At 67.0% G+C, this 12436-nt stretch carries 9 protein-coding genes; all 9 read left to right on the plus strand.

All coding sequences use genetic code 11. From position 1 onward, the window contains the following. The first annotated feature begins 82 nt into the window (after nucleotides 1-82). The 9 genes from ABD088_RS04950 (at nucleotide 83) to ABD088_RS04990 (ending at nucleotide 12436) form a co-directional block, all read left to right on the plus strand. A complete protein-coding gene (locus tag ABD088_RS04950) occupies nucleotides 83-1384 on the plus strand; it encodes an MFS transporter (RefSeq protein ID WP_343900493.1) in 1302 nt (433 codons plus the stop codon). 155 nt (nucleotides 1385-1539) lie between these two features. Beyond that, nucleotides 1540-2493: an AraC-like ligand-binding domain-containing protein gene (locus ABD088_RS04955; protein WP_343900494.1), complete on the plus strand. Its 954-nt coding sequence runs from the start codon at nucleotides 1540-1542 to the stop codon at nucleotides 2491-2493. A gap of 186 nt (nucleotides 2494-2679) precedes the next feature. Next, nucleotides 2680-3588: an alpha/beta hydrolase fold domain-containing protein gene (locus ABD088_RS04960; RefSeq protein WP_343900495.1), complete on the plus strand. Its 909-nt coding sequence runs from the start codon at nucleotides 2680-2682 to the stop codon at nucleotides 3586-3588. An 11-nt stretch (nucleotides 3589-3599) separates the two neighbouring features. Then, nucleotides 3600-5228 (plus strand): flavin-containing monooxygenase, encoded by a 1629-nt coding sequence (locus ABD088_RS04965; protein WP_343900750.1) that lies wholly within the window; start codon nucleotides 3600-3602, stop codon nucleotides 5226-5228. A 55-nt stretch (nucleotides 5229-5283) separates the two neighbouring features. Then, entirely contained in the window at nucleotides 5284-6714 is a 1431-nt protein-coding gene (locus ABD088_RS04970) for an aldehyde dehydrogenase family protein (RefSeq protein WP_343900497.1), read from the plus strand. A gap of 35 nt (nucleotides 6715-6749) precedes the next feature. Then, on the plus strand, nucleotides 6750-8276 hold the full coding sequence (locus ABD088_RS04975) for a GMC family oxidoreductase (RefSeq protein ID WP_343900499.1): 1527 nt from the start codon (nucleotides 6750-6752) through the stop codon (nucleotides 8274-8276). Between the two features lie 326 nt (nucleotides 8277-8602). Beyond that, a complete protein-coding gene (locus ABD088_RS04980) occupies nucleotides 8603-9361 on the plus strand; it encodes an NUDIX hydrolase (RefSeq protein WP_343900500.1) in 759 nt (252 codons plus the stop codon). Nucleotides 9362-9413: 52 nt separating this feature from the next. Beyond that, nucleotides 9414-10709, plus strand: a complete 1296-nt coding sequence (nadA, locus tag ABD088_RS04985) for a quinolinate synthase NadA (RefSeq protein ID WP_343900501.1) — start codon at nucleotides 9414-9416, stop codon at nucleotides 10707-10709. Between the two features lie 41 nt (nucleotides 10710-10750). Then, nucleotides 10751-12436, plus strand: coding sequence for an L-aspartate oxidase (locus ABD088_RS04990; protein ID WP_343900503.1), 1686 nt, complete (start codon nucleotides 10751-10753; stop codon nucleotides 12434-12436).

Raw genomic sequence — 12436 nt, forward strand, 5'->3', positions numbered from 1 at the left:
GGGTGTTTCCGCCGGGTAGGAGCGGTGGCTGCGGGCCGCCCAAAGGAACTGGCTTGCCGGGGGCTCCAGTACGCTCGAACCCATGGGAGCCACGCGTGCGGCCGGCAAGTTGCGCCGCAATGCGCCCTTCGTCAGGTTCTGGGTCGCCTCGACGGTGTCCGACTTCGGCACCTACATCACCTCCGTCGCGCTCGCCGTTTTGGTGCTGGTCACCCTCGGCGGCACCGCCCAGGACCAGGGCCTGGTCAGCGCCGCACGATGGGCGCCCTACCTGCTGTTCGGCCTCGTCGCCGGCATCTGGGTCGACCGGTTCAGCCGGCGCGCCGTGTTGATTACCGCGGACCTGGGCCGCGGGCTGCTGCTCACGGCGCTCTGCGTGGGCGGGGTGGCCGGATGGCTGACGCTGCCCGGGGTCGTCGCCGCGATCTTCGCGTTCGGGCTGCTCTCGATGCTCGGGGACGCCGCCTACCAGTCGTTCATCCCGCAGCTGGTGCCCCGGCCGTTGCTGGTGCGGGCGAACGCGCGGCTGCAGCAGAGCGACACCGTGGCGCAGACCGTCGGCGGTGCCGTGGCCGGCGGGCTCGTCGCCCTGCTCACCGCGCCGTTCGCCCTGCTGCTCGACGCCGCCACCTTCTTCCTCTCCGGCGCCACCATCGCCAGCCTGCCCCGCCGTCGTGCTCCGGAACAGGTGGGCGGACGGCGGAAGCTCTCCACGCGGATCGGTGAATCGCTGCGCTGGATCTACGGCCACCGGTACCTGGGCCCGCTGGCGTGGGGCACCCACGTCTGGTTCATCGGCTCGGCCATGCTGGGGACCGTGCTGCCGGTGTTGGTGCTGCACGACGCCGGGCTGGGCGCGGTCGCGCTCGGAATCGTGCTCAGCTGCGCCGGGGTGGGGGCCGTCGTGGGCACCAGCGTGTCGGATCGCTGCGGGGAACGCTGGGGGACCGGCCGGGTGATCATCGTGGCCCGCGGCGCCGAGGCCGTGTCCGTGGCGCTGCTGGCCGGGGTTGCCGCGTTGCTGCCGTGGATGCACGACGCCGGGGCGGGGCCTGTATTGCTCGTCGCCTGCCTGGGCGCCGCCCAACTGGTGTGGGGGATGGCCATGGGGGCGGAGAGCCCGCTGGAAATGGGCTTTTGGCAGGCCCTGACACCGGAAACAATGATCGCCCGGATGAGCTCCGTGCGGCGCTCGGCCAATCGCGGGATGATCGTGCTCGGCGCGCCGCTGGGAGGGCTGATCGCGACCGGCGCCGGCGTCGCGGTCGCCCTGTGGGTGGCCGCCGGGTTCGTGGCGGTGGGAATGGTCTTGCTGGCGGTTTCCCCGTTCCGGAGCGTGCGGATCGAGGACGCGATGCTCGACGACGAGGCGGCTTCGGGATAGAGGACCGAACGCGAAACCACCTCTGGCGCCCTGGGTGGCGGCTGGTGTTGGATGGTGGCGAAGCGTGTCCCGGGTCATAACCACCCTCCGCTATCGTTGTGAGAACGGGCACAGCCAAACCAATCGTGGAAACGGCCGACGTTGAGGAGGTTCGCGTGTCAAAGTTAGCTCGAAGCAAGTCAGTTGTTTCTTTCGACGAGCAGGCTCCGGGAAGCTTCGCAAAGTGGCAGGCCCTGGTCGGCGGGGCGTTTCCGCCCCTGCGTATCAAGACCCGGGACCCGGGGCGCTTCCATGGGCACGTCAGCGCGGCAGGACGCGATCGTCTTTTCATCACCCGGTTGGATTCTTCCGGGCATGAGATTGCACGATTGCCTGAACTGATCTCGCGGCACGACGACGGATACCTCAAGTTGTCGCTCCATTTGGCAGGAAGCAGTCTGATGGTCCAGGACCAGCACGAACAGGTGCTTGGGTCCGGTGACATGACCCTTTACGACACTTCGCGGCCATATTCGATGATCCACGACGAGGACGTCTCCTTCCTGGTCGCCATGTTCCCCCGCGATGCCATCCAGGGAATTGCCCCTGATGCCCGGTCCCTGGCCGGCACCAAGATCGACGGGACGGCAGGCCTCGGGGCCGTCGTCGCATCGTATTTCCGCGGGCTGGCCTCCAATCTCGACGCGCTCGCTAATTCTTCTGGGGATCGCTTGTCCGGAGTGGGTTTGGACCTCATCGGGGCGATGATCGCCGAGGAATGGGGCGCCGAGTCACTGCAGCCGGCCTCGGTACTGCTCCACAAGGTCTACCGACACATCGAGCAACATCTAGCTGATCCCGGCCTGTCACCCGCGTCCATCGCGGAGGCGCATTTCATCTCCGTGCGGCATCTGCATGCGCTGTTCCAGTCCGAGCCCCAGACCGTCGCCGAATGGATTCGCCGGCAGCGCCTCCAGCGCTGTCGCGTGGCGCTCCGTGACCCACTCCAACTGCACCGGTCCGTGACGGAACTGGCCGCAGAATGGGGTTTCGCCGACTCGGGGTATTTCTCCAAGCTCTTCCGCAAGGCCTATGGCATCACGCCATCATCGATTCGTCCCCGGCTGTAACCCGGCACAGCCGTGGGCAGGCGGCACCAGACGCCCGGCGGGGGATGAGCACGCGATTCCCAGACCCTTGCACGGGATTACCGGTTGCGTGAGCGCCGTCACACCACACTGTTTACATAACGCCTGATGGGCGGCCCACTCCGGGATCCGATTGCAGGCCTGTACGAGCAGCGTGAGAGGACGATCATGACAACTTCCGAACTCGGTCAGATCATGGAAATGATGAAATCAGGGGGGCCTGATTTCAAGGACGACGCCGCGAAGGTCCGCAGCGACTTCGAAGCCCTATTGGCGTCACTGCCAGTTGAAGAAACCCTGGCCTTCGAAACACGTTCGTTGGGCGGCGTCGAGGGCGTGTGGCTCGGACCAGCGCCTGCATCCGATGGAGTTCTCCTCTACCTGCACGGCGGCGCGTATGTCGTCGGCACGGCGTTCGGCTACCGTTCGCTGGCCGCCGGAATCGCCAGGGCGGCCGGAGTTGCGCTCTTTGCCCCCGAATACCATTTGGCACCTGAGCATCCTTATCCCGCTGCCCTCGATGACGCGTTGGCCGCCTACCGCGGCCTCCTCGAAGACGGCTACACGCCCGGGCAGATCGTCGTGGCCGGTGACTCTGCCGGTGGCGGTCTCGCGGCGGCGCTCCTGGTCGCGATCAAGGAAGCCGGCCTGCTTCAGCCTGCCGGTGCGTGGCTGCTGTCGCCTTGGGCGGATCTCGCCGTCGAAGGTGGCTCCGCGGTCTCCAAGGCGGACGAGGACCGGCTGCTGGATCGGGAAGGGCTGCTGAAGCGGGCTGCTGACTACCTGGCGGGCAATGATGCCCGCACACCGCTGGCCTCACCCATCCACGCGGACCTGTCAGGGATCGCTCCGCTACTAGTCACCGTCGGTTCCGCCGAGATCCTCCTGGATGACGCCCTCCGCCTCGTAGGCCGCGCCGCAGCGGGCGGCACGAGCGTCCGGTTGGAAGTCGGGCCGCAAATGTTCCACGACTTCCCGCTATTCGCCTTCATGCTCAGCGAGGGTCGCGACGCGATCGCCACGGCCGGGGAATTCCTTGCCGCACGCCTTGTGGCCCAGCAGCCGGCAGCGGTCTAGGAGGATTCGTGATGGAACGCAACATGGAAACGGACGTCGTCATCGTCGGAGCCGGCTGGGCCGGCATGTACGCCCTGCACCGCATCCGCAACTTGGGCCTGGCCGCGGTCGTCCTTGAAGCCGGGGATGACGTTGGTGGAACCTGGTACTGGAACCGGTACCCGGGGGCACGGTGCGACGTCGAGAGCTTGCACTACTCGTATTCCTTCGACGACGAGCTGCAGCAGGAATGGAACTGGACCGAGCGTTACGCTGCCCAGCCGGAACTACTGGCCTATGCCCGCCACGTCGCGGAACGCTATGACTTACGCAAGGACATCCGCTTCGGAGTCCGCGTGGCCGCCGCCGACTTCAACGAACAGCAATCGCGCTGGACGTTGACCAGCACGGACGGAGCCACGTACACGGCCCGCTTCTGCATCATGGCCACTGGCGCGCTCTCCACCCCGAAGACCCCCGAGATCCAGGGCCTTGAAGGATTTGAAGGCAACGTCATCAATACCTTCGATTGGCCCGAGGGGCACGCCGACTTCACCGGACAGCGCGTCGCGGTGGTCGGCACCGGCTCCTCGGGGATCCAGGTGATCCCGGAAATTGCCAAGACCGCCCGGGAGCTTTTGGTCCTGCAGCGAACACCCAGCTACAGCCTGCCGGCCAGGAACCGTCCACTGCGTCCCGAGGAGGTCGACGCAGCAAAGGGCGACTACGCAGCCCTGCGCGAGGCCGCACGCAACTCACTGGACGGACTGGCGTTGGAAAACACCGGAAAATCCGCGCTCGACGTTGACGCCGGGGAACGGGAGCGTGTCTTCTCCGAGGTCTACGAGGAAGGGTCCCCCTTCAAGTTCCAGGGTATCTTCACCGACCAGATGACCAACCTCGAGGCGAATGCCACGGCCGCGGAATTTGCGGCCAGGAAAATTGCAGAACGCGTCGAGGACCCGGCGACCGCGAAGACACTCACGCCGTCGGGCTACCCGATTGCCACCCGCCGCCTGTGCATCGACACCGGCTATTACGAGGCCTACAACCGACCGAACGTCACGTTGGTCGACCTGCTGAACGACCCCCTGGAACGTATTGCGGGATCGGCCGTCCAGACCGCCAACCAGAGGTACGAGGTCGACACCATCGTCCTGGCGACAGGATTCGACGCGATTACCGGCGCTCTGACCAGCATGGATATCCGCGGGAGCGACGGGGTCCTGCTACGTGAAAAGTGGCATCACAAGATCTCCAGCTACTTGGGCCTCATGGTCCATGGCTTCCCCAACCTCTTCACGGTCACCGGGCCGCTGAGTCCATCGGTGCTCAGCAACATGATGGTGTCCATCGAGCACCATATCGAATGGATCACCGAGTGCATCAGGTTCCTCGACGAGCGGCAAGTCGAGCGGATCGAGGCCACGGCGGAGGCCGAGGAGGCCTGGGGTGAGCACGTGAACGAGGTCGCCGACTTCACGTTGTTCCCGCTGGCCAACTCCTGGTACCTCGGCGCCAACGTCCCCGGGAAGAGCAGACAAATACTGCCCTACGTCGGCGGCGTCGGGAACTACCGGAAGCACACCCTGGAAATCGCAGCGGACGGGTACCGGGGCTTTGCCCTCGGCAGCCTGGCCGCAGCCAGTCCAGCGGTCTAACCAGTGGCTCCCTGAAAACGGCAACCCCAGCGACTCCCACCCGAGAAGAGACACCATGACAACGCAAACAACCCACAAAACGTTCACCACCGATGACTTGCTCACCGCGATCGAGCCCGTCACGGGCGGCCGTCAGATCAAGGACCCCGCCACCGGAGGGCCGGTGGGTCGGGCTCCGGAGCACACGGACGCCGACCTTGAGGGGCTCGTCGCGGAGGCGGCTGCCGCCCAGCCCGGATGGGCCGCCCTCGGCCACGCAGAGCGCAGCGCCTACCTCAACCGGGCGGCGGATGCCATCGAGGCCAATGCGGAGGCCCTGGCCGTCCTGCTCTCACGAGAGCAGGGCAAACCACTGAACGGACCGAACGCCCGCTTTGAGGTCGGTGCCTGCTCGACCTGGCTACGTGCGAACGCCGGTTTCGAGCTCGAGCCGGAGTTCGTGGTCGACGACGACGGCGGCCGTGCAGAACTGCACTACCGCCCACTCGGCGTCGTCGGTGCGATCGGCCCGTGGAACTGGCCCATGATGATCGGCATCTGGCAGCTCGCTCCGGGCCTGCGCATGGGTAACACGGTGGTCATGAAGCCCTCCAGCTCCACCCCGCTATCCGTGCTGGCCCTGGTTCACGTGCTGAACACCGTCCTGCCCGACGGTGTGCTGCAGGCCATCTCGGGGGACCGCACGGTGGGCAACCGCCTCGTGGAGCACCCCGACGTCGCGAAGATCATGTTCACGGGGTCCACCAACGCCGGCAAGACAATCATCCGCAACTCGGCAGAGACCGTGAAGCGCCTGACCCTGGAACTCGGCGGAAACGACGCCGGAATCGTGTTGCCGGACGCCGACCCGACCGCGATCGCCCAGGATCTGTTCTGGGGTGCCTTCATCAACACCGGCCAGACGTGCGCCGCACTGAAACGCCTGTACGTTCACGAGGACATCTACGAACAGGTCATTTCCGAACTGGAGCAAACTGCGTCCCAAATGCCGATGGGCGTTGGCCTGGACGAGGGCAACGTGCTGGGCCCGCTGCAGAACAAAAACCAGTTCGACATCGTCGCCGGCCTGGTGCAGGCAGCCAAGGACGCCGGTGCACGCATCGTCATCGGCGGAGACCCCGATCGGGACCAACCCGGCTACTTCTACCCGGCCACCCTCGTCGCGGACATCGCCAACGACAACCCACTCGTCGCCCAGGAACAGTTCGGCCCCGCCTTGCCGATCATCAAGTACTCCACGGTCGACGAGGCAGTAGCGATGGCTAATGGGCTGGACGTCGGCCTCGGTGCGTCTGTCTGGTCCTCCGACATCCAAGCCGCCCGGCAGGTCGCCGCCCAAATCCAGGCCGGGAGCGTCTGGATCAACAAACACGGCACGGTCGACCCGCGCGTCCCCTTCGGCGGGGCCAAGCAATCAGGTTACGGCCTCGAATTCGGCATCGAAGGCCTCAAGCACCTCGGGCAACCTCAAATCATCAGCTACTAGGCGCTGGCCGCCACAATCACGAGAGAAGACCACCCATGGAGTTCGACTACATCATCGTCGGTGCCGGTTCGGCCGGCTGCGTCATCGCCCGCCGACTGGTCGATGCCGGCAAGCGCGTCGCCGTCCTGGAGGCCGGTGGCGAGGACACCAATCCCGTCATCGCCAACGTCGCCGAGGCCGGGGCCCTGTGGCACGGCCCGGAGGACTGGGACTACCACACCACCGAACAGCCCGGCTGCGACGGCCGCAGGATGCACCTGCCACGCGGCAAGGTCATGGGCGGATCCCACGCCCTCAATGCCACCATTTGGGTTCGGGGTGCCAAACAGGACTACGACACCTGGAACTACCTCGGATGCCCCGGGTGGGGATGGGACGACGTCCTGCCGGTCTTCACGGGCATCGAAAACTATGACGGCGGTGCTGCCGACAGCCGTGGCATCTCCGGGCCGCTGGACGTCGTCAAGGACTACCCGATGAACCCGGTCCAGGAGTCCATCCTCGAAGGCGCCGTGGAGATGGGGTTGAAGCTCAACGAGGACTACAACTCCGGGGACGTCGAGGGGGTCTCCAAGATGCAGCTCAACGTCCGCAACGGCAAGCGGTTCAACACGTGGCACGCCTACCTCAAACCGGTGGCGGAGAGCGAGAACCTGGAAATCCTCACCGGCGCCCACGTCCAGCGGCTGCTGACCGAGGGAGAGAAGGTTATCGGAGTGGAGTTCCTCCAGAATGGAGAAAAGAAGTCCCTGCGCGCAGGCGAAACCATCCTGACGGCCGGCGCAATCTCCTCGCCCGAGTTGCTGCTCCGCTCCGGGATCGGACCCGCCGGGGAACTGCGAGAGGTGGGTGTTGAACCGCTCAAGGACCTTCCTGGCGTCGGGAAGAATCTTCATGACCACCTGTTGTCACCGGTCATCTTCACCACCACGAAGAAGGAAGTCCCGGCCCCGGAGGTCGCCGCGGCGGAAACGCACCTCTTCTGGAGGAGCAGCCCCGACCTTGCCGTGCCGGACACCCAGCCCATCAACTTCTCCCTGCCCATGTACTTCCTCGATTCGATGTCCGGGCCGGAAAACGGGTTCTCACTTGTGGCGGGCATTGTGCGCCCACTGAGCCGTGGCGAAATCACGCTCACCGGGCCGGAGCCCAGCGATCCGCTGCAGATCGATCTCGGAGCCCTGAGGGACCAGGCAGACGTTGATTCGCTGGTTGCATCCGTTCGCCAGTGCCGCGAGCTGGGGCGGACCCAGGCACTGTCCGAGTGGGGACCGGAAGAGGTCTACCCGGGAGTCGATGTCCCCGACGAGGATGCGGATCTTGAGCGCTACGTGCGCGAGACCGCGGTGACGTACCACCACCAGGTCGGCACCTGCAAGATGGGTCTGGACGACATGGCAGTGGTAGATCCTCGCACCTTCGAGGTCCACGGGCTCACCGGTGTACGCATCGCCGATGCTTCCATCATGCCGCTCATTCCCACCGGCAACACCAACGCGCCAACCGTCATGATCGCCGAGCGTGCCGCCGCAGTTCTAGTTGGCTCGACGCCGGGTGAGTAGAGGTCTGACGGCCACGCTGGCTTGAGCCAATCCGACGACGGGTGAACCCGCCTCGTTCCTTTCCTCGCGCAGGTGAACGGGGCGGGTTCCGCTCGTTTAGGAAATGTGGAACCAGCAATAGCAAGATGTTTCTCCAATCCGTTCTCGGGAGTCGGCCCCGGGGATTTCCTTGCAAAAGTAACCCGTAGTCCGGATAGGCCGCGCAACTGTCGGCAATCCGGACGGGGCAGGGCCCGACACATGCTTGGAATCCTGCAGGGGTGAGGAGTAGCATCAGTTCTTGTCGAAGTGACAATAACTAATTCGTTCGGTTGGAAGGAGTCGCCATGGAGTTCGCCAATGTCTCCGAACGCCAGGCGCTGAGCCCCGAACTGGCGGTCTCCACCGTGATCTTCTCGCTGCGCGATGAGCTGGCCGACGGGGAGCCGACCGGACGCAAATCGCTGTGGGTGCCGCTGGTGCGCAGAACCCGCCAGCCCTTCCGCGGCCAATGGGCGCTTCCCGGCGGTCCGCTGGCCGCCCGGCAGACGTTGCAGGGTGCTGCCGCCGCGAACCTGCGGGCCACCACCGGGCTGGCGCCGAGCCACCTGGAACAGCTCTATGCCTTCGGCGGGCTGGACCGCTCGCCGTCCCAACGCGTGGTCTCGATCGTCTACTGGGCGCTGGTCCGCGAGGAACACCCCGGCGCGGCCCGGCTGATCGAGGACCCAAACGTGGCCTGGTTCCCTGCCCGCGACGATGCGGTGCTCGACGCGCTGGCGTTCGATCATGCGGAAATCGTCCGGTACGCACTGTGGCGCCTGGGCAACAAGGTCGAATACGGGTCGATCGCCCACCGGTTCCTCGGCGAGCGCTTCACCCTGGCCCAGGTGCAGGAAGTCTACGAGGCAGTGCTGGACCGCCGCCTCGATGCCGCGAACTTCCGCCGCCACCTGCGCGGCACCGCAGACATCGAGCCGACCGACGAGTACCTGCTCGGAGGCAAGCACCGCCCACCACGCCTGTACCGGTACACGGGGGACACCGCCGTCGTACCGGTTCCAGCCAGCTCGACCCACAAGGCACCAGCTGGCAACACCGCCTAGCAAGACCCGCCCGCAACGCAGCCACCCCCACGGAAGAACAACGGAGATCCTCATGACCAGTGTCAGCAACACGATCGCCCGCCTCACGCTCACCCCGGTGGGAGAGGCATCTGCCGGCGGGTCCGCCGACGGGGTCTGCACCACTGACCTGGTGAAGTCCCCGTGGGACCTGGATACCGGGCTGCCCTCCTACGGGCCCGGTTCCTCGATGGACGACGTCGCGCCGGCCACCACGCCGCAACAGGGGGTCATCCCCGAGGAATACCGGCTGGCCTCCGACGCCGAACTGGATGGGCGCATCCGTGCGGCGAAGAAGACGCTCGGCGAGCGCGTGGTGGTGCTGGGGCACTTCTACCAGCGCGACGAGGTGGTGCAGTATGCCGACTTCGTGGGCGATTCGTTCCAGCTGGCCAATGCGGCGCAGACCCGTCATGAGGCCGAATACATCGTCTTCTGCGGGGTGCACTTCATGGCCGAGACCGCGGACATCCTCTCCCGCGACAACCAGGCGGTCATCCTGCCCAACCTGGCCGCGGGTTGCTCGATGGCCGACATGGCGGATGAATCCTCCGTGGAGGAGTGCTGGGAGCAGCTGATGGAGCTCTATGGCACCGAGGCCGACGCCGAGGGCCGGGTCCCGGTCATCCCGGTGACCTACATGAACTCCTCGGCCGCGCTGAAGTCGTTCGTGGGGCGCAACGGGGGGATCGTGTGCACGTCGTCGAACGCGGCCACCGTGTTGGAGTGGGCGTTCGAGCGCGGACAGCGGGTGCTCTTCTTCCCCGACCAGCACCTGGGGCGCAACACCGCCAAGGCGATGGGGATCAGTGTGGAGCAGATGCCGATGTGGTCCCCGAACCAGCCCCTGGGCGGCAACACCGCCGAGGCGCTCGCCGACGCGAAGGTCATCCTGTGGCACGGGTTCTGCTCCGTGCACCGCCGGTTCACCACCGCCCAGATCGATAAGGCCCGGGCCGAGTACCCGGGGGTGAACGTGATCGTGCACCCCGAATGCCCGATGGAGGTGGTGGACGCCGCGGATTCCGCAGGGTCCACCGACTTCATCCAGAAGGCCATTGCGGCGGCCACCGAACCGACCACGTTCGCGATCGGCACCGAGATCAACATGGTCAACCGGCTCGCCGCCCAGTACCCGCAGCACACCATCTTCTGCCTGGATCCGGTGATCTGCCCGTGCTCCACCATGTACCGGATCCACCCGGGCTACTTGGCGTGGGTGTTGGAGGAACTGGTCGCCGGCCGGGTGGTCAACCAGATTTCCGTTCCCGCGACCGACGCCGCGCAGGCCAAGGTGGCGTTGGAGCGCATGCTGGCGGCCCGGCCGTGAGTGCCGCGACGCAGGGTGTGCCGACACCGGAAACTCCGAGGGTGACCCGCGACCTGGTCATCGTCGGCTCAGGGGTGGCGGGGCTCTATGCGGCGATCACCGCCGTCGAGCACGGGCACCGGGTCACCCTGCTGACCAAGGACGCGCTCGCCGACTCGAACAGCTGGTACGCCCAGGGTGGGATCTGCGCGGTGGGCCCCGCGGGTGAGGTTGCCGGGGATTCGGTCGCCAGTCATATCGAGGACACGCTCATCGCCGGTGCCCGGCTGAACACCGTGGAAGCGGTGCGCGCTGTCTGCTCCTCAGCGTGGGGGCATATCGAGGCGCTCGCCGACCTGGGTGCCGCGTTCGACCGCGACGCCACCGGGGCCCTGGCCCGGGGGCTGGAGGCAGCCCACGCGTACCCGCGGATCGTCCACGCCGGGGGAGACTCCACCGGACGCATCGTCGCCTCCGCCCTGATCGCCGTGGTGCGCCGGCTCGCCGCCGCGGGACGACTGCGCGTGCACGAACACTCCTTCGTCACCGACCTGGTGGTGGAGGACGGAGTCGTCACCGGGGTCGGCTACCTCCCCGCGGGAGGTGGGCGGCCCGCCCGCCTGCGTGCCGACGTCGTGCTCCTGGCCACCGGGGGCATCGGCTCCCTGTATACGTGGACCACCAACCCCGCAGGCGCCACCGCCGACGGCGCCGCGCTCGCCTGGCGGGCCGGGGCGCTGATCGCCGACGCCGAGTTCATCCAATTCCACCCCACGCTGGTGCCCTCCGGGCGCTTCATGATCTCCGAAGCGGTCCGCGGGGAGGGCGCCGTGCTCATCGACTCCACGGGCCGGCGGTTCATGCCCGACGTGCACCCCGACGCCGAACTGGCGCCACGCGACGTGGTTGCCCGCGCCATCCACCGCATCCGCGCCACCGGCTCCGAGGTGTACCTCGACGCCCGGGCAGTGGAAGCACGCCGGGGCGCAGGATTCCTCGCCCGGAGGTTCCCGGCCATCACCGAACACCTGGCCGCCGACGGCATGGACCTGGCCACCGCCCCGGTCCCCGTCGCCCCGGCCCAGCACTACTGGATGGGCGGGGTATTCGCCGACGCATGCGGGCGCACCACCGTCCCCGGACTGCGCGTGGCGGGGGAGACCGCCTGCACCGGCACCCACGGGGCCAACCGGCTGGCGTCCAACTCGCTGCTCGAGGCGCTGGTGCACGGCTTTCATGCCGCCACCACCCTGCACGACGGCGATGCCCTCCTCGCGGGGGAATCCACCGAACTCGAACATGTGTTCGAATTGCCTGTGAGTGGGGATGGTACGCAGGCAACGACTGCGGGGGAGGGATCCCGCGGATCGGCGGGGGTGGTGTTGACCCTGGACGCTGTCCGCGACCTGGCCACCGCCCACCTGGGGGTGGAGCGGACCGGCGAGGGGCTGGCGCTGGCTGCTGCGGCGCTCGCCGGCGCCCTGGCTGCCGGGGAGGGGAAGACACCCACCACCCGCGCCGACGCCGAACTGCGCAACCTCACCATGGTGGGACGCATCATTGCCGAAGCGGCCCTGTCCCGTACCGGGTCCCTCGGCGCCCACTACCGGCTCGACGCACCCGCCGATCCCGCAGGTGGGGTGGGCGGCCGCACCGGCTTCGTCCGCGCCGCCACCCGGGCGGCTGCCCCCGACCCGGCCACCGCACGAGCACAGGCCGACCGTCTCCTGATGGGGAGCACCCACTGA

Origin of the sequence: Arthrobacter rhombi, from assembly GCF_039526245.1 — a bacterium.
In the GTDB taxonomy this organism is placed as follows: domain Bacteria; phylum Actinomycetota; class Actinomycetes; order Actinomycetales; family Micrococcaceae; genus Arthrobacter_H; species Arthrobacter_H rhombi.